General features: G+C 66.7%; 12 protein-coding genes. 4 read left to right on the top strand and 8 right to left on the bottom strand.

All coding sequences use genetic code 11. From position 1 onward, the window contains the following. Positions 1-66 precede the first annotated feature (66 nt). Positions 67-6,066 carry a DUF3320 domain-containing protein gene (locus EC86_RS0101630; protein WP_029523972.1) on the bottom strand — a complete coding sequence of 2,000 codons (6,000 nt, stop codon included), beginning with the start codon at positions 6,064-6,066 and terminating at the stop codon, positions 67-69. 224 nt (positions 6,067-6,290) lie between these two features. Here EC86_RS0101630 and acuI point away from each other — a divergent pair, with 224 nt between their 5' ends. Further along, complete coding sequence (gene acuI / locus EC86_RS0101625) at positions 6,291-7,277, top strand: acrylyl-CoA reductase (NADPH) (protein ID WP_029523971.1); 987 nt, start codon at positions 6,291-6,293, stop codon at positions 7,275-7,277. 28 nt (positions 7,278-7,305) lie between these two features. Here acuI and EC86_RS0101620 read toward each other — a convergent pair whose 3' ends face one another. The 4 genes from EC86_RS0101620 to EC86_RS0101605 form a co-directional block, all read right to left on the bottom strand. After that, positions 7,306-8,127 carry a transglutaminase family protein gene (locus EC86_RS0101620; RefSeq protein WP_029523970.1) on the bottom strand — a complete coding sequence of 274 codons (822 nt, stop codon included), beginning with the start codon at positions 8,125-8,127 and terminating at the stop codon, positions 7,306-7,308. Positions 8,128-8,164: 37 nt separating this feature from the next. Then, a complete protein-coding gene (locus EC86_RS0101615; RefSeq protein ID WP_029523969.1) occupies positions 8,165-9,127 on the bottom strand; it encodes an alpha-E domain-containing protein in 963 nt (320 codons plus the stop codon). Between the two features lie 2 nt (positions 9,128-9,129). Continuing rightward, positions 9,130-10,644 carry a circularly permuted type 2 ATP-grasp protein gene (locus EC86_RS0101610; RefSeq protein WP_029523968.1) on the bottom strand — a complete coding sequence of 505 codons (1,515 nt, stop codon included), beginning with the start codon at positions 10,642-10,644 and terminating at the stop codon, positions 9,130-9,132. A 91-nt stretch (positions 10,645-10,735) separates the two neighbouring features. Further along, the gene (locus EC86_RS0101605) at positions 10,736-13,270 is read right to left on the bottom strand and encodes a DNA internalization-related competence protein ComEC/Rec2 (RefSeq protein WP_408633912.1); all 2,535 of its coding nucleotides are present in this window, start codon (positions 13,268-13,270) and stop codon (positions 10,736-10,738) included. A gap of 273 nt (positions 13,271-13,543) precedes the next feature. Between EC86_RS0101605 and EC86_RS0101600 the strand changes: the two genes are divergently transcribed. The 3 genes from EC86_RS0101600 (at position 13,544) to EC86_RS0101590 (ending at position 19,064) form a co-directional block, all read left to right on the top strand. Then, the gene (locus EC86_RS0101600) at positions 13,544-14,014 is read left to right on the top strand and encodes a RidA family protein (protein WP_029523966.1); all 471 of its coding nucleotides are present in this window, start codon (positions 13,544-13,546) and stop codon (positions 14,012-14,014) included. A gap of 119 nt (positions 14,015-14,133) precedes the next feature. Further along, positions 14,134-17,130, top strand: coding sequence for a caspase family protein (locus EC86_RS0101595; RefSeq protein ID WP_084181090.1), 2,997 nt, complete (start codon positions 14,134-14,136; stop codon positions 17,128-17,130). After that, complete coding sequence (locus tag EC86_RS0101590) at positions 17,130-19,064, top strand: gluzincin family metallopeptidase (protein ID WP_051675669.1); 1,935 nt, start codon at positions 17,130-17,132, stop codon at positions 19,062-19,064. The genes EC86_RS0101595 and EC86_RS0101590 overlap by 1 nt, the downstream gene beginning before the upstream one ends. Positions 19,065-19,234: 170 nt before the next feature. Here the strand turns inward: EC86_RS0101590 and EC86_RS25800 are convergent, their stop codons facing one another. The 3 genes from EC86_RS25800 to parC form a co-directional block, all read right to left on the bottom strand. Next, a complete protein-coding gene (locus tag EC86_RS25800) occupies positions 19,235-19,582 on the bottom strand; it encodes a nucleotidyltransferase family protein (RefSeq protein ID WP_198026738.1) in 348 nt (115 codons plus the stop codon). Further along, positions 19,572-19,997 carry a nucleotidyltransferase substrate binding protein gene (locus EC86_RS0101580; protein ID WP_029523962.1) on the bottom strand — a complete coding sequence of 142 codons (426 nt, stop codon included), beginning with the start codon at positions 19,995-19,997 and terminating at the stop codon, positions 19,572-19,574. Before EC86_RS0101580 ends, EC86_RS25800 begins: the two co-directional genes overlap by 11 nt. Positions 19,998-20,110: 113 nt before the next feature. Continuing rightward, complete coding sequence (gene parC, locus EC86_RS0101575) at positions 20,111-22,477, bottom strand: DNA topoisomerase IV subunit A (RefSeq protein ID WP_029523961.1); 2,367 nt, start codon at positions 22,475-22,477, stop codon at positions 20,111-20,113. Between the last annotated feature and the right edge of the window lie 109 nt (positions 22,478-22,586).

Below are 22,586 nucleotides of genomic sequence, written 5' to 3'. Positions count from 1 at the left end.
TCAGTAGCAAGAAAAGTAGCAGGTTAAGAGAAAAATGGCCCCGGCGCGCAGCCGCTGCCGCCGCAGTCAGGCCACCAACCGCAGCTGATCCTCCATTTCCACGACGATTTCCAGCGCCAGCAGGCGGTCTATTGCTTCATCCGCTCGGGCCTGCGCATCTGGAGCGATGCGCGTCATGCCCAGCAGCCGGCAGACCGAACGGGCAAGGTCTTGCCGCGACGAGGCGCCCGACTGGCCAAGCACATGGTGCACCAGCGTTGAAATCTCTTCAAGGCACACCTCGTCGATACGGCGGCGAGTCAGTTCGTCCCCGGCGTCGGCAATCCGCACCCGCTCCCACGAGGTGGTGTCGGTGCCCGCAGGCCAGTAAAAAATCGCTTCCGCCTCGATTGAACGCACCATGCCGTCGGGCACCAGCGCACTGAGCCGCTCGACCACCCTGGCGCTGGTGCGCTCCAGCCCCCAGGCCCTGGCCACCTTGCGGAACAGATTGGCATCGGTCAGGGGACCTTCTGCCTCGATCACCATGGAAAGCTGCTCGACCAGGCTGGCCAAAGCGCTGGCATCGTGGAACAGCAAGGAATCGCCGCCGGGCAAGTTCACCGGGCGGTAGATTTCCGGGGCTTGAAGCAGGTTGGCCGTTTCGTCTTGAACCGCCTGCTGGCTGAGCGCTTGCAGCCCTGAAATTTCTGGCGCGTCAGCCGTATCTTTTTGCGTTTCCACCGAATCCGTCACGGATTCAACAGGCGCGGGTAGCGCTTGCGCTGACTGCGTGGCTTCCGGCATTTCCACCATGGCCTTCAAATGCCGGGTGATTTTGTCGATTTCCCCTTCCGGGTTGAGCCACCAGTCGGTCGACCAGATGCGCAGGATGCGCCAGCCCAGGCCTTCGAGCACATGCTGGCGCAGCCGGTCGCGGTCGCGCGAGCTGGCGGCCGAATGGTAGGTGGCGCCGTCGCATTCGATGCCGGCCAGGTAGCGGCCCGGCGCGCGCGGATCGACCACGCCAATGTCCAGCCGATAGCCCGAGCAGCCGACCTGCGGATGCACGTCCCAGCCCTGGCTTCGCAGCAGCCGGATCACCGCCACCTCGAACGGGCTGTCGGGCTCGCGGCCGGTCGGCAGGCTCTGGCCGGCCAGCGCGCGGTAGCCCCCGATGGCGAATTCCAGGTAATGCTTGAGGTCGCGCACCCCGGAGGCGCGCACCCGGGCCAGGTCGATCTGCTCGGGCAGCAGCGTGCTGTAGATGACGACGGCTTCGCGCGCCCGCGAGATCGCGACATTGAGCCGGCGCTGGCCGCCCTCGCCGTTCAGCGGCCCGAAGTTCATCATCGTCTTGCCGGCCGCGTCGGTTCCGTAGGTGATCGAGAAAAAGATCACGTCGCGCTCGTCGCCCTGGACGTTTTCCAGGTTCTTGATGAACAGCGGCTCCTGCGCGCTGGCCGCGATGGCGCGGTCGAGTTCCGGGCTGGCGCGGCGCCGGGCATCGACCAGCGTCTCGATCAGCAGCTGCTGGGTCTGGTTGAAGGTGACGACGCCGAGCGTCAGGTGCTTTTTCTCGGGCGCCAGGTAATGCGCGCTGATGCCTTCGACAATCGCGTCAGCCTCCGCCCGGTTGGTGCGGCTGCCGCCCCGGTCGTACACGCCCGCTACGTGCTCGAAGCGCACCGCGCTGTCGTTGGTGACGGGCGAGGGAAAGGTGACCAGGCTGGATTCGTAGTAGTTGACGTTGCTGAAGGTGATCAGGCTTTCATGCCGGCTGCGGTAATGCCACTGCAGGCTCAGGCGGTTCATGCCGGCGCCCAGGCATTCGTCCAAAATGCTTTCCAGGTCTTCGACCTGCTCGTCGCCGCCTGCCGCGCCATCCGGGTCGCTGGACTTGCTGAAAAAGCTGGTCGGCGGCAGCTGCTTGGGGTCGCCCACCACCACCAGCTGCCGGCCCCGGGCAATGGCGCCGATGGCGTCCCAGACCGGAATCTGCGAGGCCTCGTCGAACACCACCAAATCGAAGGGCGCATAGCCGGCGTCCAGGTATTGCGCCACCGACAGCGGCGACATCAGCAGACACGGCTTGAGCCGGGGCAGCAGCGTCGGCAGGCTGTGGACCAGCTGGCGCACCGGCATCTGCCGGCGCTGCTTTTGCAACTCGCGGCGCAGGCGGCCCAGTTCGCTGTCGGGGCCGACCGCATCGCCGGAAATCGACGGAATGCGGCTAGAGAGCGTGGCGACGATGTATTGCGCGGTCAGCGTCTGGAAGCGGGCGTCGAGCTCGCGGAACTCGCGTATCTTGCGCGCCTGTTCGGCGCTGGAAAAACCGCGCAGCAGCGGGTCCTGGTCGATGATTTTTTTGAGCCACCAGTTGCGGTAGCTGTAGTTGAAATGCATGGCAACCTCGCCCAGCGGCACGGCGCCGCTTTCAAGGCGGGCGACCAGCGCCTGCAGGCCCAGGTCAATGGCTTGATCGCGAACGTTGCGCCACAGGCACCAGGGCTGGAGCTGCCGGCGACCAGCCTGCCACGCGCCCAGCACGCCCTGGATTCGCGCGAGCGCGGCGCCGGCATCAGCCGGGCCTTGCAAGGGTTCGACCGGCCGGGCGAGCGCGGCCAATGCCGCCAGTTGCTGGCTGAATTCACGCCAGGCGTTGCAGTAGGCCAGCAAAGCACGGCCTGCAGCGCCACCTTCAGCCAATGCCGCCCGGCCGCTGGACACCAGCGGCGCCAGCGCCTGGTGCAGGGGCGCGACCCGCGCCAGGTCAGAGCCGGCCACCCGCGCGGTCGCATCGGCGAACTGCTTGGCCCACAGCTCATGGCCGGCCAGGCTGGCCCAGTCGGTCGCCAGGCCGGCATACGATTCCTGCAGCAGCGTCTCGGCGTCTGGCTGCATCGCGCGCAGCGCCCGGTCTTCTTCGTTCAGCGCCGCCAGCGGCGCCAGCAGCGCCTGCACGTCAAGCTCCAGCGGGCGCTGGCCGTCGCGGCGAAAGCCGCTCAGGCGGCCAGTGATGGCCCGCTGCGCCAGCATCGACTTGGGCCACCAGTCGGACCGGGCTTGCGCCCATTGCGCCTGCAGCTCGGCCGCGTCGAGCGTGGCGACTTGCTCCGTCCAGCCAGTCCCGACCTGCTGCCAATGCTGGTTGCGCGCCAGTCCATGCCTGGCCAGCGCATGCACCCGGGCGCGGGTGCCCGGCTCATGCGCCTGGCCCGCCAGGCCGGCGGGCACGCCGGGCGCCCGCAGCAGTACATCGGCCAGTTCGTCCAGCGCGGCATGCGCCTGCAGGCTCAGGCCGGACGCCGGCTGCCCGGTCAGGGCTTCCAGTTCAGAAGATGTTTCGTGCAGCGCCCGGGTGCTGGCATCGAGCGACCGGGCGGCGCCCAGCAGTTCATCCTGCCATGAGGGCGACCAGTCGGTCTGGCCGATGAGGGCCAGCGGATGCGCCTGAAGCGTTGGCAGCGCGCCGGCCAGCGAGGCCATGCGCCGGACGGTTTCCTCCAGCAGGTCCAGGGCCGCTCGGTCATGCATCAAGGGGTCGGCCCACGGCATCGCCGTAGCGTCCTGGCCGCTGTGGGCGATGCAGATGCCGGTCGCCTCGAAAACGGTGAAGCCGTTGGGGTATTGCCGGTGCAGCGAATCGACCAGCCCGTTGAGCGACTGGCGCAGCTGGCCCAGCCGGTCGGCCTCTCGCGCCCAGTCGTCGGCGGTGCGCTGGCCGCTGATGGCCAGCGATTGGCCGAGTTGCTGGAGCACGTCGGTCTTGCGCGCTTTCGATGAATGCAGTTCCAGGCAGAACGGACCCAGCCCGATGCTGGAAAGGCGCCGATGCACCACTTCGAGCGCGGCCATCTTTTCCGACACGAACAGCACCGTCTTGCCTTTGGCCAGGCTGTGCGCGATCAGGTTGGTGATGGTCTGGCTCTTGCCGGTGCCGGGCGGGCCTTCGAGCACCAGGTCCCGGCCGGCATCGACCGCGCAGATCGCCTTGAGCTGCGACGAGTCGGCCAGCAGCGGCGCCAGGATGTCCTGCGGGCGGTGGGTCGCATCTAAGCGGTCGAATTCGCCGGGCGTGCCTTCGCGGGGAAAGGCCTCGCCCGGATGGTCGATCAGGTGCCTGACGACGCGGTTTAGCCTGAGCTGCTCGGTGCGGTCCTGCAAATCCTTCCACATCAGGTACTTGGTGAATGAAAAAATGCCCAAATGCGCCTGTTCCAGCACTTCCCACTGGGCAATTTCGCGCACCGCCAGCCGGAACGACTGCAGCACCTGGGCCACGTCAACGCCCTTGTCGTCCGACGGCACCGCCTCCAGGCCGGCGACCTTCAGCTCGAAGCTGGTCCTGAGCAGGTGCAGCAGCGTCGGGTTGACGATGGCCTCGTCGTCATGGCGTATCAGGCGAAAGCCGCTGCGCACCGACTGGCGCTGCAGCGTGACCGGGATCAGGAGCAGCGGCGCCAGATGCACCGCCTCGGAATTGTCGGCTTCGGTCCAGCGCAGCAGGCCGATCGCCAGGTAGAGCGTGTTGGCGCCGCCCTCTTCCAGCCCGGTCCGGGCGGCGCTGTAGACCGCCAGCAGGTTGCCGTCGAGCGCGTCCTTCGACGCCCGCGCCAGCAATTCCCGGTTGCCCAGCGCCTCCAGCGCCATGTCGTCGAGCGGCGTACTGCCGGCGCGCTGCGTATGCACCTGCGCCATGCGCGGGTCGGCGCCTTCCATCAGTTCGGGCAGCGGCCGGATCTTGAACTCGGCGCCGTCGGCCAGCGCGTCTTCGAGCCGGGCCAGGTCGGGCGCGACGAACTGCAGCGTGGCCTTGGTCGGCTTGAAATTGAGCAGCCGGTTGCGCAGCGTCAGGTCGAGCAGCCGCGATTTCCAGGTGGACAGCCGGCCCTCGGGCGTGTCGTCCGCGCGCGCATCGAGCGGCGCCAGCGAATCGGCGTCGAGCGGCGGCAGCAGCGGCATCGCTTCGATGGCCGCCGGCGCGCCCTCGGGCAGCGCCTCGCCCGGCACGGCGGGAAGCGCGCGCGACGGCAGCGGCCTGATCTGCGCTTCGCGGGCGCGGTGGATGTCAACGGCATAGCGAAAGCTGGCGTCATCGAGCAGTTGGGCATGCCCTTGCTCCATGGCGATGCGCAGCGAAGGCCGGTATCTAGCATGCCTGGCCACGCCAGTGGCTTCAAACACCAGCAGTTCGCCGCTGTCAACGCGCTTGCGAATCGCCTGCACGTCATCGACCAGCACATCGGCAAAAGACGCCAGGTGCAGCCAGACGCCGACCCAGGCATGGCCTTCATTCAGCAAGACGACCGGGCGCAGGCCGGCCTGCTCCAGGCAGGAGGCGAACAGCATCGCCAGGTCCAGGCAGGTGGCGACGCGCGCCTCCAGGATGCGGTCGGGCGTGCGGATTTTCTGGCCGTCCGAGCCGAACGATGCGGGCGGCTCGACATACTGCAGGTTTTCCGCCGCGATCGTGCTGTAGATGCTGGACACCTGTTTCCAGACGACATCGCGGCTTTTCGACTGGTAGCCGTTCATCGACAGCTCGGGGTGGTTGGCGCGCAGCAGCCGCGACGCCTTGCCGATCAGGCCATCGACCGCCGGATGGTTGGGCATGCAAAAAGCCGCCAGCAGTTCGGGCAGCGCGCGCGTTCCGGCCCACTGGTCATAGGCCAGGACCTGGACCGGCTGGGCGGCGCTGGCCAGTTCCAGGCCGCCGGCTTCAGCCACGACGCGCACGGTGGCGTTGACCGACTCCTGCAAATCGGCCAGAAAGGCATGGTCAGGCGACAGGTCCAGCGGCGAGATGCGCCGGGTTTCGCCAGCGGCCAGCCTGTCGAAACGCAGCGTCAGGCCTCTGGCAAAGGCAGGGCTGCACGAAAGGGTCACCGCCAGTTGCAGGGCCGCTTCGGGCTGCAGGTTGGTCAGGCGAAGCGCACGCACCACCGGCACGGCATTCTGGATCGCGGCATAACCGGTCGTGGCGTCGGCCTCGATGTCGATCCGGATTTTTTCTTCGAGGGGTGCAAGGGGCGCGGGCGCCATCGCGCCGTCCATGGCCAGGGGTTCGTTCTGCAAATAACTCATCAAGGCTCAACTTTTCCGGGGGGTTTTCACGGGGCGAATGTCCCGAATTCAAGGGCAGTCCGCGCGGGCGCGGGACAGCGGAATTATGCGGCGAGTTGTCTTGTGAAACCGGGTGCGCCAAATGCAACCGCAGGAAACAGGCGCAGGCCCCGTACCGTTGCTGGCGCTGTACGATGCTGGCGCGGCCACGCCGCCCATTCAACCACGATGACAAGGGAAATCACATGTTCCAGGCCCTGCTACTGACCAAAAATCCGGAAGGCGCCACGCTGGCGGAAATTGCCTCGCTTGACGAGGCGCAGCTGCCCGAGGGCGAGGTGCTGGTCAATGTGTCGTATTCGACCGTCAACTACAAAGATGCCCTGGCGATCACCGGCACTTCGCCGGTGGTGCGCAAGTTTCCGATGGTGCCGGGCATCGACCTGGCCGGCAGCGTGGCCGAAAGTAGCGATGCCCGCTTCAAGCCAGGTGACGCGGTGCTGCTCAACGGCTGGGGCGTCGGCGAAAACCAATGGGGTGGTCTGGCGCAAAAAGCGCGGGTCAAGGCCGACTGGCTGGTGCCGATGCCCCAAGGCATGGATGCCAGGAAGGCCATGGCCATCGGCACGGCCGGTTACACCGCGATGCTGTGCGTCATGGCCTTGCAGGACCGGGGCGTCACGCCGGCCGCCGGACCGGTCCTGGTGACGGGCGCGAACGGCGGCGTCGGCAGCATCGCCATCGCCCTGCTCGCCCGCCTGGGCTTCGAGGTGCATGCCTCGACCGGCCGGATGGCCGAGGCCGGGCACCTGAAGCAGCTCGGCGCGGCCGAACTGATCGACCGCGCCACGCTGAGCGCGCCAGGCAAGCCGCTGCAAAAAGAGCGCTGGGCCGCCGCCGTGGACAGCGTGGGCAGCCACACGCTGGCCAACGTATGCGCCAGCCTGAAATACGGCGGCACCGTGGCCGCCTGCGGCCTGGCGCAGGGCATGGACCTGACGACCAGCGTGGCGCCGTTCATCCTGCGCGGCGTGACCCTGGCCGGCGTGGACAGCGTGCAGGCGCCGATGGCGCGGCGCCTGACGGCCTGGGAGCGTCTGGCGCGCGAGTTGCCGGCCGATCTGCTGGAAGCCAACACCGAGACCATCGCGCTGGACGGGGTCGCCGCGCTGGCACCGCGCCTCCTGGCAGGTCAGGTGCGCGGCCGGGTCCGGGTGAACCTGGGCGCCTAGACGGCGGCCGGGACGGCGAACGCCAGGCTCAGGCAGGCTCGATGGTGATGCTGACGGTCATCGATTCCTCGCCGCCGCCGTGGCGCACGCCCTTGATGGGCGGGCAGGCGCTGTAGTCGGTACCCATCGCCAGGCGCACATGGCGCTCGTCGATCACGCAGCGGTGGGTCACGTCAATGCTGACCCAGCGCCGCCCGGCCACGTCCAGGCAGACATCGGCCCAGGCATGGCTGGCCAGGTCGGGCTCGTTGGCGGCATAGAAATAGCCGCTGACATAGCGCGCCGGAATTCCCAGGCTGCGGCAGACGGCGACCATCACATGCGCCTGGTCCTGGCACACGCCGGCGCCGGCCTCGAAGGCCTGTAGTGCCGTGGTGGTGACATTGGTACTATTTTTTTGATAGCTGACAGCGCCCGCCACACCTGCGGCCAAGGCCAAAATCGCTTGCAAATCGGCTTTTCCGTCAGGTGCCGGGGATGTGATGAAACGGCGGCCGAACTCGGCCAGGCTCGGATGCGGCCGGGCCAGCGGCGACTCGCGCAGGTAGAGCTGCGGCAGCGGCATGCTCTGGGCGTCGGTGAATTCGGCAACGCCCAGGGTCTGCACCACGCCGGCGGCGTTCACCAGGCTCCAGCGCACGTTGTCGGACAGTTCGCCGACAAACGTATAGGAATGGATGCTGTTGCCAAAGGCGTCGGTCTGGGCAAACAGCTCCTCGGGCGCGCCCAGGCTCCAGAAGTCCACGGTTTGCGCCGGCCCGGTCAAAGGCGTGAGCCACAGCGTCTGCAGCGCATAGCGCAGGGGCTCGGTGTAGCGGTAGTCGGTGGTGTGCTTGATGTGCAGCTTCATCGCAAGGCCTTTACAGAAGCGCCGGCCAATACCGCCTTCAACGCGTGACCGGAACCAGGAACTCCCGGCTGATGTGCGCGCCGAGTTCGTTGACGCGGTCCAGGAACTGCATCAAAAAGGCATGCAGGCCGGCCGACAAAATCTCGTCGATGCGGGCGTACTGCAGGTCCGAGCGCAGCTTGCCGGCGCGGCGCTGGGTTTCGCTGAGCGGGTCGCTGGTGACCATCGACAAATTGGTGATCAGCTCGTTCAGGCAGGCCAGCAGCGAGCGCGGCATGTCCGGGCGCAAGATGAGCAGCTCGGCCACGCGTTCGGGCTTGATCACGTCGCGGTACACCTTGCGGTAGACCTCGAAGGCCGAGACGCTGCGCAAAATGGCGCTCCAGTGGTAAAAATCGTGCTCCTGCTCCTCCTCGCCGGCCACGTTCGGAAAGTCGCTCTGGATGGCGTGGAACTTTACATCGACCAGCCGGGCGGTGTTGTCGGCGCGCTCCAGGAAGGTGCCGACGCGCAAAAAGTGATACGCCTCGTCCTGCAGCATGGTGCCGGAGGTCACGCCGCGCGACAGGTGCGAGCGGAACTTGACCCATTCAAAAAACTTGCCCGGGTCGCGCTCGAAGTCCCCGGCGCGCAGCATGCGGATGACTTCGAGGTAGGTCTGGTTCTGGGTTTCCCAGACTTCGGTGGTCAGCGTGCCGCGCACGGCACGGGCGTTCTCACGGGCATTCTTCAGGCAGGAAACGATGCTGGACGGATTTTTTTCATCGCGCACCATGAAGTCCATGACATCCTGGGCGGTGATGCTCTCACCATAGCGGGCGGCATAGGCTGGCTTGAGTTCGCTGATGCTGAGCAGGCCGCGCCAGCCGGTCTGCACATCGGCGGTGGACTGCGGCAGCAGCGAGGTCTGGTAGTTCACGTCCAGCAATCTAGCGGTGTTCTCGGCGCGTTCGGTGTAGCGGGACATCCAGAACAGGTGGTCGGCGGTGCGTGACAGCATGTTCAGATTCCTTCGGTGACGGTGACGGATGACGACTGCGACTGTGACTGCGTCTCCGGCGGCATGAAGGAAGTGGCATCGGCCTCCAGGATCCAGGTGTCCTTGGTGCCGCCGCCCTGCGACGAATTGACCACCAGCGAGCCGTCCTTCAGCGCCACGCGCGTCAGGCCGCCGGGCACCATCTGCACTTCCTTGCCGCTCAGCACGAAAGGCCGCAGGTCGATGTGGCGCGGCGCCACGCCGCTTTCCACATAGGTCGGGCAGGTGGACAGGCTCAGCGTCGGCTGGGCGATGTAGTTTGACGGATTGGCGATCAGGGCGCGCCGGAAATCCTCGATTTCAACTTTGGACGCGGCTGGCCCCACCAGCATGCCGTAGCCGCCGGCGCCATGGACTTCCTTGACCACCAGATCCTTCAGGTTGGCCAGGGTGTATTTCAGGTCCTCCGGTTTGCGGCACATGAAGGTCGGCACATTCTTGAGGATGGGCTTTTCGCCGAGGTAGAACTCGATCATCTGGGGTACGTAGGGGTAGATCGACTTGTCGTCGGCCACGCCGGTGCCAATCGCATTGCAGATGGCGACGTTGCCGCTGCGATACACACCCAGCAAGCCGGCGCAGCCCAGTGTGGAATTGGGCCGGAAGGCCAGCGGGTCGAGGAAGTCGTCGTCAACGCGGCGGTAGATCACATCGACGCGCTTGGGTCCGCGCGTGGTGCGCATGTACACGAAGTTGTCCTTGACGAACAGGTCCAGGCCCTCGACCAGCTCGACGCCCATCTGCTGGGCCAAAAACGCATGCTCGAAATACGCCGAATTGTGCATGCCGGGCGTCAGCACGACCACGGTCGGCTCGGCGGTGGCCGGCGGCGCCATGGCGCGCAGGGTCTCTAACAGCAGGTCGGGGTAATGCTCGACCGGCGCGACGCGGTTCTTGCTGAACAGCTCTGGAAACAGCCGCATCATCATCTTGCGGTCTTCGAGCATGTAGCTGACGCCGCTGGGCACCCGCAGGTTGTCTTCCAGCACGTAATATTCGCCTTCGCCCTGCGCGTTGGGCGCGCGGACGATGTCGATGCCGCTGATGTGCGAGTAGATGTTGCCCGGCACGTTCACGCCGATCATTTCAGGGCGGAACTGCGAGTTCTGGAAAATCTGCTCGGACGGAATCAGGCCGGCCTTGATGATTTCCTGGTCGTGGTACACGTCGTGGATGAAGCGGTTGAGCGCGGTGACGCGCTGGACCAGGCCTTTTTCCATCGACGCCCATTCGTGCGCCGGAATGATGCGCGGAATCAGGTCGAACGGAATCAGCCGCTCGGCGCCCGAGCCGTCCTCGTCCTTGTCGCCATACACGGCAAAGGTGATGCCTACGCGGCGGAAGATCATTTCAGCTTCGGCGCGGCGCGCCTGCATGATGTCGGCCGGCTGCTGCGCCAGCCAGCGCTGGTAGCCCTGGTAGTGTTTGCGCACGCTGGTCGTGCTGGCATTCATCTCGTCAAACATCGGTGGGCTCATAAGCTTGAATTTCCGTCTGGTTTGGAATGGGTAGGTACTTTCACCATAGCTTAGCAAGTTATGCGCCATATGAGTGCATCAGCCCGCATTTTTAGAGCGGCTGCGCGGCCTGCCAGTAGCGCGGCTCGGCCTGGCGCTGGCAGCGGATTTCCGCCGGTTTCACACTCTGCCAGGTCGCCGCGCCGCAGTCGGGCGAGCGCACCAGCCGGATGCCGCGTTCGTCGTAGCGCGCCGCCACCCCGGCGACCGGATGGCCAAAGCGGTTGCGGTAGCCCGCCTGGGCCAGCGCCAGCCGGGGCTGCACCGCGTCCAGGAAGGCCGGGCTGGACGAGGTCTTGCTGCCATGGTGCGGCACCAGCAGGAAATCGGCCTTCAGCCGCGCCGCGTCGCCGGCCACCAGCCGGGCCTCCTGCGGCGCCTCAATGTCGCCGGCCAGCAGGGCCGTCTGCACGCTATTGGAAATGCGCAGCACGCAGCTCATGGCGTTGGACTTGTTCGGCACGTCGTAGTCGCCAGCCGCTGGCGCCAGCACCTCGAAATCGACGCCGTCCCAGGTCCAGCGCTGGCCGGCGATGCAGCGCGTTGACGGGCGCAGGGCCTGCAGTTCATGGCCGTCCTCGATGGAAGCCAGCAGCCTGGCCTGCGGCTGCATCGCCAGCACGGCCGGGGCGCCGCCAGTGTGGTCGCTGTCGCGGTGGCTGAGCACCACGATGTCGAGGCGTTCGCCCAGCGCCCGCAGCAGCGGCACCAGTACCCGGTGGCCGGCATCGCTTTCGCGCGAAAAACGTGGCCCGGTGTCGTACAGCAGGCTGTGGCCGGCGGTGCGCACCAGCACCGCATTGCCCTGGCCGATGTCGGCCCCGAGCAGTTCGAACTGGCCCGGCGCCACGCGGGCCGGCTGCCACAGCAGCACCGGCAGCAGCAGCGGAACACCAAGCAGCCGCCAGTGCCAGGGCAGGCGCAGGGCAATCAGCCCGCCGCCCAGCACGCCGGCCAAGGCGCACCACAAAGGTGCAGCCGCGACGCTGACCGAGGCCATCGGCCAGCCGGCCAGCCCCTGCAGACCCCACGCCAGCAGCCCGACAGCCCAGGCGGCCACGTCCCATAGTGGTGCATACATGACACCCATCAATGCCAGCGGCGTGACCAGCAGCGTGACCCATGGAATGGCGACGGCATTGGCCAGCAGGCCGACCAGCGAGACCTGGTTGAACAGCAGCAGCGACAGCGGCGTGAGCGCCAGCGTGACCACCCATTGCTCGCGCGCCCCGCGCCACAGGCTTGAGAGCGGCCGGTGCAGCCACCAGGGCACGAATTTTGAATGAAACACGGGCTCTGCGCTTTTCTGGCCTGCATCTCCAGCTCCTGAATCCGTAGCAAACAGCACGCCGACCGCCACAAACGACAGCCAGAAGCCCGCCTGCAGCAAGGCCCACGGATCCAGCATGACGACCACCGCCATCGCCAGCAGCCAGGTGTGCTGCCACGGCCACTGCCGGCCGCCCTGGCGCAGCAGCACGACCGTGGCGAGCATCCAGATGGTGCGCTGCGCTGGAACGCCCCAGCCCGAAAACAGTGCATACAGCACTGCCAGCAGCAACCCGCCCAGCGCGCCGGCGCTGCTGGCCGGCAGCGCCAGGCACCCCCTAGGCGTCAGCCGCACCGAAGCGCGCCACAGCCTGCCAGCGAGCAGCGACGCCACCCAGGCGAACATCGTGATGTGCAGCCCCGAGATGCTCATCAGGTGCGCCACGCCGGTGGCGCGAAACACGTCCCAGTCGGCGCGCTCGATGGCGTTCTGGTCGCCGACCACCAGCGCGGCCAGCACCCCGGCCAGCTGCCGGTCGGCCACCTGACGGTAAATGGCCTCGCGAACCGACTGGCGGGCGCGCTCCACCGGATGGCGCCAGCCGTTTGAGAGCCTGAGCGGCGGCGCATCCTTCGGCCCGGCGCGCACATAGCCGGTGGCCTGGATGCCCTGCTCCCAGAGCCACAGCTCGTAGTCAAAACCATGCGGGTTGCTGTTGCCGTGCGGCGCCTTGAGCCGCACCGTCATTTGCCAGCGCTCGCCGGCGCGCAAGGGCTGCGGCTGGCGCTGCAGGTCCAGCGCGAGTTCGGACGCATCGCTGCTTTCAGCCGATGCATTTTTCGGTTCGCGCGGGGTGAAGCCCGCATACCAGCCCAGCTGTATCTGCGGCGGCAGCGACACCGCCCGGCCGTCGAGGCGGACCGACTCCAGCCCCAGGCGAAAGCGCACGGCGTCCTCGCCGATCTGCGGCATGGCCACTACCCTGCCGGTCACGTCGATGTCGCGTCCTTCCAGCGACGGATCGAGCGCGGTCGCCTGAAAGGCAACGGCCCGCCAGCCGGTAAGGCCAAAGCCCAGCAGCAGGGCCATGAGGAGCACCAGCAGCGCGCCAGCCATGCGCAGCGCCTGGCCTTGAAGGGGTTTTCGAGTCTGGAATGCGTACCAGCCAGCGGCCAGCGCAAGGGCCAGCTCCACCATCGCGGCATAGCGGTCGGCGGGCCACAGCGCGGGCTGCTGCAACTGCAAGGCCACACCCGCGACAAAGCCGGCCAGCGCAGGCCCGAAGCCTGTACGACGGGTGGCAGTCAAAGAGCGCAGGGTTGTCTTTCTTGACGGGTGATAGGCCCGGGCCGACCTGGAAAAAACCGGCCCATGGCAGAGCTTACCTTCCTTCAAACCTGCGAACGCAGTGCGTTACCATGCCAGGACGTGCCGGCCGCCAATGCTTTGTTATTCATAGCAGCTCACGCCCGTAGCGATTGCGCAAGCACCGTATTTGACCTGATTTATTTAATTTTCCGGCTGGAGAATCCCGCCTTTTCCCGCCGGCGCAAATCCATCACCCGTTTTTCCTTTCACACACCTACCACCATGACCACCAGCACCCACCCTGTTTACGCCAAGCTCCAGTCCCTGGGCATCACGCTGCCCGAAGTCGCCGCGCCGGCGGCCGCCTACCTGCCCTTCGTGCGCACCGGCAACCTGCTGTTCCTGAGCGGCCATCTGGCCAAGCGGGACGGCCAGGTCATCGTCGGCCAGCTCGGCAAGAACGTGACCACGGACGAAGGCAAGGCTGCCGCCCGCCTGATCGCCATCGACCTGATGGGCACGCTGCATGCCGCCGTGGGCGACCTCGGCAAGGTCAGGCGCATCGTCAAGGTCATGAGCCTGGTCAACTCGACCGGCGACTTCACCGAACACCACCTGGTCACCAACGGCTGCAGCGAGCTGCTCGGCGAAGTCTTCGGCGACGCCGGCAAGCATGCGCGCAGCGCCTTTGGCGTGGCGCAGATTCCGCTGGGCGCCTGCGTCGAGATCGAGCTGATTGCCGAGGTCGATTGACATAGCGCAAGCGCAGTTTAAATGGCAGGCCGCCGCCGCGCAAGCCGGCTGCTGCCCAGCTTGAAAGCACGCACCCTGCGGGTGTAGAGTGGGCGCCCACTCGTCAAAAGGGGCGCGCCATGCCGACACCCACCTTCCAGCGTTTGTCGCCGGATCAGTTCGAGCAGCTTCTCCAGAAGTTTCCCTTCACCCGCAAGATCGACGCGGTACACATGCACCACACCTGGCGGCCCCGGCACGCCGACTTTCGTGGCCACGACACGATTGTCTCGATGTGGCGCCACCACACGCAGGTCAACGGCTGGAGCGACATTGCCCAGCACCTCACCATCGACCCCGAGGGCATGGTCTGGCTGGGCCGCAACTGGAACCTGCCGCCGGCCAGCGCCGCCGGACACAACGGCAACAAGGCCTTCGGCCCCTTCATGTTCGAGATGATCGGCGACTTCGACACGGGACGCGACCCGTTCGGCGGCGCGCAGAAGGACACCGCGCTGCGGGTCGTGGCGGGGGTCCAGTCGCGCTTTCACCTGCCGGCCAGCACGCTGCGCTTTCACAATTCGATGTCGCCCAAGTCGTGCCCCGGCAGCGCGCTGGTGTATGCCGACATCCTGGCCGAGGTCGATGACATCCGGCAGGAAATGCAGGCCAGTGCCTCGCGCGGCGCGGCCCAGCCCCAGCCCTTTCCCGATGAAACCGACCGCTTCGTCGCCGGGGCCATCCGCTCGCTGTCGCGCACCCTGGACAATGCCGGCGAGCGCGGCGATGCCGAGCTGTCGCATGACGAGCAGGAAGCCGGCCAGGCCACCGCCGCAAGCCGGGCAGGGGGCGCTGGCGATACCGGCGACGCATCCGGCACTGCGCAAAGCCGGGACTCGGGCCTGGGCACGGCAGCGCTCAACGCCATGCGGCCGCACCTGGTCAACCTGCGGGTCGGCCGCCTGTCGGGCGAAGGCGAGGCGGCCTCGACGCCAGGCGACATCGACGCCATCTTCGAGCAGCACCTGCCTCAGGCGGTCAGCGAACTGCCGGCCGGCCACAAGCTGCGCCTGGTGTTCTACGCGCATGGCGGGCTGGTGTCCGAATCGAGCGGCCTGCAGATCGCCAACAAGCACATCGACTGGTGGCGGCACAACGGCATCTATCCCGTTTACTTCATCTGGGAAACCGGTTTTTTCGAGACCATCGGCCAGTTGCTGGGCCGCGCGCAGCAGGGCAGCCGCGCCCTGTCGCGTGGCTTGGCCGACTTCACCACCGACCCGCTGGTCGAGATCGGTGCGCGCGCCCTGCAGGGGCCGCGCATCTGGGGTGGCATGAAGTCCAGCGCCGAGCATGCGATGGATGCGCCGGCGGCCGGCGACGACATCGGCGGCGGCGCGCATTACGTCGCCGCCAAGCTCAAGGCGCTGTGCGACGAGCATGCCGAGCGGATCGAGCTGCATGCCGTCGGCCACAGCGCGGGCTCGATCTTCCACAGCCATTTCCTGCCGCTGGCCCACGCGCTGGGCGTGCCCGGCTTCAAGACCGCGCATTTCCTGGCGCCCGCAGTGCGCGTGGACACCTTCCGCCAGCGGCTGATGGAGCACATCGGCCCGGGCCGAGCGGCCGAGTCGCTCACGCTCTACACCATGCGCCGCGACTTCGAGCGCAAGGACAACTGCGCGCAGGTTTACCGCAAGTCGCTGCTCTACCTGATCTTCAATGCGCTGGAAGACCGGCGCGCCACGCCGATCCTCGGGCTGGAGGAGAGCCTGCGCGGCGATGCCGACCTCAAGCGCCTCTTCGGCCTGGCAAGCGCGTCGCCATCGCCTTCGAGCGTGGTCTGGTCGCCCACGCCGGGCGACACCGGCCGCTCGGCCAGCAGGTCGCTGTCGCACGGCGGCTTCGACGACGACGCGCCGACGATGAACAGCATCGTGCGCCGCATCCTGGACCAGCCCGACGCGGCCGACATCGCGGCCTTCCCGGCCAGCCGCAGCGCATCGCGGCCCTGGACCGAAGAGGTCGACTGGCCGGCAGAGTTCGGTTTCAGCGCATTGCCCGGCGGATCCGGCGCCGCCTACGCGATGCCGCCGACCAGCCTGCCCGCGCCGATGCCAGGCGCTGCGGCGATGCCACCTTTTGTGCTTCCCCCGGTGGCGCCCGTGCCGGCCACCCCGGCAGGCAGTGCCAGCAGCGGCGGCCGGCGGGTCGCGCTGTGCGTCGGCATCGACGCCTACCCGGCGCCCGAGCACCAGCTCGCCGGCTGCGTCAACGATGCCCGCAACTGGGCGCGCACCCTGTCGGCGCTCGGATTCGAGACCCGGCTGCTGGTCAATCTGGACGCGAGCCGCGCCGCACTGGACCGCGAACTGGACCGGCTGGTCGATGAGTGCCGCCCGGGCGACGTGATCGTCTTCCAGTACGCCGGCCACGGCACGCACGTGCCCGACCTGAACGGCGACGAGGACGACGCGATTGACGAGGCGCTGTGCCCGGTGGACTTTGCCAGCGGCGCGCTGTACATCGACGACGACATTGCCGAGCTGTTTGGTCGCATCCCCGACGGCGTGAACATGACCTGCTTCATGGACTGCTGCCATTCGGGCACCAACAGTCGGTTTGCCGTCGGTTTGTCGCCGGGCGAAATGGCCGTGCCGCCCGGCACCAAGGCGCGCTTCGTCAGGATGACGCCGGAGATTGCCGAGGCGCACCAGCGCTTTCGCCGGCAGTCGCGCAGCGCCACGCGGGCGCTCAGCAGCGGCGGGCCGCAAGGGATGCGCGACGTGAAGTTCTCGGCCTGCCTGGACCATCAGGTCGCGCTGGAAAGCGGCGGCAATGGCGACTTCACGCGGCGCGCCACCAAGGTGCTGGCCGCAGGCATCGAGGGCATGAGCAACGAGGAATTCCTGCGCCGCGTGCTGGCCGAGTTTGGCAGCGCGGCACGCCAGGCGCCGATGCTCGACTGCGCCGATGCAGCGCGCCAGGGCGCCCTGCTCCAGCCGCTGGCCACCGGCAGCTGTTCGCCCGCCAGCCGGCAAGCGCCCATGGCGGCAGCCCCCGGCGACACAGGCTTGCTGCAAGCCGTGAACGAGCTGGCCCAGGCCGTGAAAGCGCTCGCGCCGGGCAGGCGCTGATGGCGTCCGAGCCTGCGGCCGCAGCAGCAACGGCAACGACCACCGAGTCCGTCGCCGCCGATGCCGCAAGTCGCGAGGAAGGCGGCGCTGCTGCCGCGCCCCCGTCCGTCCTCCGACATCCGGGCGAGGGCCAGGACTATGCCATCGGAACCGGCGTGCGCCAGCCGCTGGTCACGCCCTATGAACGCCAGCACGGCGACCCGCTCTACCGTCCGCTGCGCATCTACACGGTCGATCCGTCGGTGTCGCGGCTTGAAGGCTCAATTGCGACGCTTAACGTCCCGTTCGAGCCGCTGGCGCCCGGTCCGGTGGGCAAGCTGTTCGAGGTCGATCCGAACGACGGGCAGTTGGGCATTCACTACCGCGAGGCGGACCTGGAAGACCGCAAGGTGCTGATGGCCAATGGCTACGACCCCTCGCCCTCGGACCCGCGCTTTCACCACCAGATGGTCTATGCGGTCTGCAGTAATGTCTATTCGACCTTCAAGACCGCGCTGGGCCGCAACCTCGGCTGGGGTTTTGGCGACGGCAAGACGCCGGCCCGGCTGGTGCTCAGGCCGCACCACGGCCAGGAGCAAAACGCCTATTACGAAAACGAAGTCACCCGTGGAGAGCTGCGTTTTGGCTATTTCCCGGCCAGCGACAGGCCAACCAAACGAACCATGCCGGGCGGCTATGTCTTCACCTGCCTGTCGCACGACATCGTGGTGCATGAGGTGACGCATGCGCTGCTCGACGGGCTGCGCGCGCATTTCATCGTGCCGACCAACGCGGACGTGGTCGCGTTCCATGAAGCCTTTGCCGACCTGGTCGCCATCTTCCAGCATTTCAGCTACGCCGAGGTGGTGCTGGCCGCCATCCGGCGCTGCAAGGGTTCGCTGCAGCACGCGGAAATATTGACCGAGCTGGCAGGACAGTTCGGCCACACCACCGGCCAGAATGGCCCGTTGCGCAGCGCCGTCGAGAAAGACACCGGCAACCCGACCCGCTACCAGAGCAGCCTGGAGGCGCACCAGTTGGGCACGGTGCTGGTCAGCGCGGTGTTCGACGCCTTCGTGCAGGTCTACCAGCGCCGCACCGAGCGTTTCGTGCGCCTGGCCACCGGCGGCAGCGGCCTGTTGCCGCCGGGTGAACTCTCGCACGACCTGCAGACCATCCTGGCCGAGCGCGCCAGCAAGCTGGCCAGCCAGTTCCTGGGCATCTGCATCCGCGCCATCGACTACTGCCCGCCGGTCGGCATGACCTTCGGCGACTACCTGCGCGCCATGATCACCGCCGACTACGACCTGGTGCCCGACGACCCCTGGGACTACCGGGGCGCGCTGATCGACGCCTTCTGGCGGCGCGACATCTATCCACGCACGGCGAACCACCTGTCGCAGGACGCGCTGCTGTGGCGCCGGCCCCGGCTGGAACTGCCGCCGGTAGCCGGCCTCGATTTCGCGGCGCTGCGCTTCAGCGGCGACCCGGCCAATGCGGCCGGGCTTGACGAATTGCACCGCCAGGCCTGCATGCTCGGCCACTACATCACGCACCCCGGCCGCACGGAGGAATTCGGGCTGGTGGCCAATGGCGACGCGCGCCTTGACGGCGACACGGTCGGCCTGCCCTGCATCGAATCGATCCGTTCGGCAAGGCGCGCCGGACCCAACGGGCAGATCGTCTTTGACCTGGTCGCCGAAATCACCCAGGAGCGCCATGTGCGCGCCTCGGCCGAAGGACCAGCCTTTACTTATTACGGCGGCTCGACGGTGATCCTCGGGCCGACCGGCGACATCCGCTACGTGGTGCTGAAAAATGTCGTCGGCGCCGGCCGGCTGGAACGGCGGCGGGCGTTTTTCGACACCGCCTGCGGCCAGAAATACTGGCATCTGGCAGGCCAGCGCTGGCTGCCGCTTCCAAGTCTGTTTGCGCTGGTGCATGGCGGGCATTGAAGGCTTGCGTCGGTCTTGCAGCAATGGATGGCTGCGCTGGAACGCCTGACTGATATTTAGCTATGAAATAAATAGCATCTTGCGCTCGTCCATATTGCGGAAACAGCCAATTTCATCAATAAATCCGCACAATTCACCCCGGCTTGAAGCCGGTAGAAAATTTGATCGTTCTACAACGCCGACAAATCAACCCGCTCGGACCCAATGCGCTCGGCCACGCCCAAAGCCAGGCTGGCACTTTCCACCACATCCACACGAAACGGCAGGCGGCTGGCCTCAAAGCCGTCTGTCAATGCCGCACGCTGCGCCCAGTTGAGCGTTGGGGGTTGCGTGAGCAACAAGTCCAGGTCTGAAAATGGCCGTGCCTTGCCGGTGGCGCGTGAGCCAAAGACCCAGACCTGCGCGCCAGGAATGACTTGGGCAATGATTTGCCGCACATCGCGCAGTTGCTCCGGGCTCAGCGCCACCCCCAGGCGGAGTGGGTCAAGCCGTTGGGTAACTTGCGGGTCAGCGTCCAAGGCTTTTCTCCAGTTCGGCCAGCAAGGCCACGGCGCCTTCGGCAAATCGGTCAACCCCTGCGGCTACTTCAGCGGCTTTGGCTTCATCGTAGGTGTGGCTGGTGGCATTGCGCATTTCACGCCACTGCCGCCACAGGCCGGGGTCGGCCAGCAAACCTGCGTCGGCTGCCTTGCGCAGCAGGTCATTGAAGGACAGGTCAATGACCAGGTCCGCCGCCTCCGAGCGCTCGATCAACACGCGTCTGAGCATGCGCACGGACAACTCGTAGGTGAATTCAAACGACTGGATGACCGCCGAACGCAAATGCGGCTTGAGTGCGGCGCCTTGCGGCAGTTCATGCCAAAAGCGCAACGCCTCCTGCAACTGGGCAAGCGCTTTAACAAGCGACGACAGGTCGATGGGCTTGGCGGTCATGACTGGATTGTCTGATGGTTTGGCGGGCCATGTCAAAGATCAGCGCCTGATGGGACAGCTATGAAATAAATAGCTGCTTGCGCCCGTCCCTATTGCGCAAACAGCCTGTTTCATCACTCAACCCGGACAATTCCCGTCGGCTTGAAGCCCAGGTCGGCTGATTTGCCTTTTCGGGCGCGCACGGTGCGCGCGTTGTTCAGGCTGCGGATTTCCAGCGTTTCCTCGCGCGCCTTGGCGCCGCGCCCGATGCCGTCGATGCGCACGCTGCGGGTGTAGGCGGCCGCGCCGGCCAGCGTGTCCGTGCCCTCCAGGTCGATCAGCATCAGGCCGCGCCCGCCCTTTTCCATCTGCTTGATCTCGGCGATGTCGAAGGTCAGGATGCGCTGGCCGGTCGAGGCGCAGGCCACGTGCGTGGCGGGCGGCAGCGGCTGGCTGCCAGAGGTGCCCTTGACGTGCGACGGGCGGCAGAGCGTCTCGCCCCCACCCTCACGCTCATTCAGCGTGATGAAGGCCTTGCCGCTCTTGTTGCGCGAGACCATGTTCTCCACCGTCGCCAGGAAGCCGTAGCCGCCCGAACTCGACAGCAGCAGCATCGCGCTGGACGGCCCGGCAAAGTAATGCAGCAGTTGCGTGCCCGATTCGAGTTCGATGAGCGTCGTGACCGGCTGGCCGTCGCCGCGCGCGCCGGGAAGCATCGCCACCGGCACTGAATACAGCCGGCCGTTGCTGCCAAAGGCCAGCAGCGTATCGACGGTGCGGCATTCGAACGTGGCATACAGTTCATCGCCCGCCTTGAAGGCAAAGCTGGCGGGCGCATGGCCGTGGCCGCCGCGCGCGCGCACCCAGCCCTTGCTGCTTACCACGACCGTGACTGGCTCGTCGAGCACCTTGACTTCGAGCACCGATTTCTTCTCGGCCTGGATCAGGGTGCGGCGCGGATCGGCGAACTGCTTGGCGTCGGCCTCGATTTCCTTGATCATCAGGCGGCGCAGCGCTAGTGGGTTGCCCAGGATGTCTTCAAGCTTGTTTTTTTCATCGCGCAGGTTTTTCAGTTCCTGCTCGATCTTGATGGCTTCGAGCCGGGCCAATTGGCGCAGGCGGATCTCCAGGATGTCCTCGGCCTGCCGGTCGCTCAGGGCGAAGCGTGCTATCAGCGCCGCTTTCGGCTCGTCCGACTGGCGGATGATGGCAATCACCTCGTCGATGTTGAGCAGCACGATCTGCCGCCCTTCGAGGATGTGGATGCGCGCCAGCACCTTGTCGAGCCGGTGCTGCGAGCGTTTTTCAATCGTCGTCTGGCGAAACGCGATCCATTCGTTGAGCATCTGGCGCAGCGACTTTTGCGTCGGCCGGCCGTCCAGGCCGATCATGGTCATGTTGATCGGCGACGAGCTTTCCAGGCTGGTGTGCGAAAGCAGCGTGTTGATCAGTTCTGACTGGGCCGTCCGGCTGGTCTTGGGCTCGAACACCAGGCGCACGGCGGCGTCCTTGCTCGATTCGTCGCGCACCACGTCGAGCACCGCCAGCACGGCCTGCTTGAGCTGGACCTGGTCCAGGCTGAGCGCCTTTTTGCCAAGCTTGATCTTGGGGTTGGTGATTTCCTCGATTTCCTCCAGCACGCGCTGGGTGCTGACGCCGGGCGGCAGTTCCTGCACCACCAGCTGCCACTGGCCGCGCGCCAGTTCCTCGATCTTCCAGCGCGCGCGCACTTTCAGCGAGCCGCGCCCGGTGCGGTAGGCCGCCGCAATCTCGGCGCCGCTGGAGATGATCTGGCCGCCGCCCGGATAGTCGGGGCCGGCGATCAGCGCGTACAGCTCCTCGTCGGTGAGCTTGGGGCTTTTGATCAGCGCGACGCAGGCATCGGCCACCTCGCGCAGGTTGTGGCTGGGGATTTCGGTCGCCAGCCCGACGGCGATGCCGCTGGCCCCGTTGAGCAGCGTGAACGGCAGGCGCGCCGGCAACTGGCGCGGCTCCTCGGTCGAGCCGTCGTAGTTCGGGATGAAATCGACCGTGCCTTCGTCGATCTCGTCCATCAGCAGCGTGGTGATGCGCGCCAGCCGGGCTTCGGTGTAGCGCATCGCGGCGGCGCCGTCGCCATCGCGGGAGCCAAAGTTGCCCTGGCCGTCGATCAGCGGATAGCGCTGCGAAAAGTCCTGCGCCATGCGCACCAGCGCGTCATACGCGGCCTGGTCGCCGTGCGGGTGAAAGCGGCCGAGCACGTCTCCGACCACGCGGGCGCATTTGACCGGCCGCGCGCCGGTCGCGCCGTTGGGGCCGCCAAAGGCCAGTCCCATGCGCGCCATGCTGTAGAGAATGCGCCGCTGCACGGGCTTCTGGCCGTCGCAGACATCGGGCAGCGCCCGGCCCTTGACGACGCTCAGCGCGTATTCAAGGTAGGCGCGCTGGGCATAGGCAGCCAGCGAGTCTTCGTCAGGCGTTGCAGGGATTTGCGGTTCAGTGTCCGGCGTGAAAAGATCCATTTTTTTAATCAGTCAGTAAGAAGGCATGCATTGAAAAAGGAAAAGGCGGATGCCTTGTCCGGTTTCCAGATCAATCCGGGAGTGGACAAGAAGCGGCAGGGTGGTGCCG

This window comes from Polaromonas glacialis (assembly GCF_000709345.1).
Classification (GTDB): Bacteria; Pseudomonadota; Gammaproteobacteria; order Burkholderiales; family Burkholderiaceae_C; genus Polaromonas; species Polaromonas glacialis.
This window is presented reverse-complemented; position numbering and strand designations above follow the sequence as displayed.

Bases quoted from the DNA above. Each gene is read 5' to 3' on its own strand.
- EC86_RS0101600 (WP_029523966.1), top strand. From the start codon at position 13,544: ATGACCACCAGCACCCACCCTGTTTACGCCAAGCTCCAGTCCCTGGGC.
- EC86_RS0101610 (WP_029523968.1), bottom strand. From the start codon at position 10,644: ATGAGCCCACCGATGTTTGACGAGATGAATGCCAGCACGACCAGCGTG.
- acuI (WP_029523971.1), top strand. From the start codon at position 6,291: ATGTTCCAGGCCCTGCTACTGACCAAAAATCCGGAAGGCGCCACGCTG.
- EC86_RS0101590 (WP_051675669.1), top strand. From the start codon at position 17,130: ATGGCGTCCGAGCCTGCGGCCGCAGCAGCAACGGCAACGACCACCGAG.
- parC (WP_029523961.1), bottom strand. From the start codon at position 22,477: ATGGATCTTTTCACGCCGGACACTGAACCGCAAATCCCTGCAACGCCT.
- EC86_RS0101615 (WP_029523969.1), bottom strand. From the start codon at position 9,127: ATGCTGTCACGCACCGCCGACCACCTGTTCTGGATGTCCCGCTACACC.
- EC86_RS0101580 (WP_029523962.1), bottom strand. From the start codon at position 19,997: ATGACCGCCAAGCCCATCGACCTGTCGTCGCTTGTTAAAGCGCTTGCC.
- EC86_RS0101630 (WP_029523972.1), bottom strand. From the start codon at position 6,066: ATGAGTTATTTGCAGAACGAACCCCTGGCCATGGACGGCGCGATGGCG.
- EC86_RS0101620 (WP_029523970.1), bottom strand. From the start codon at position 8,127: ATGAAGCTGCACATCAAGCACACCACCGACTACCGCTACACCGAGCCC.
- EC86_RS0101595 (WP_084181090.1), top strand. From the start codon at position 14,134: ATGCCGACACCCACCTTCCAGCGTTTGTCGCCGGATCAGTTCGAGCAG.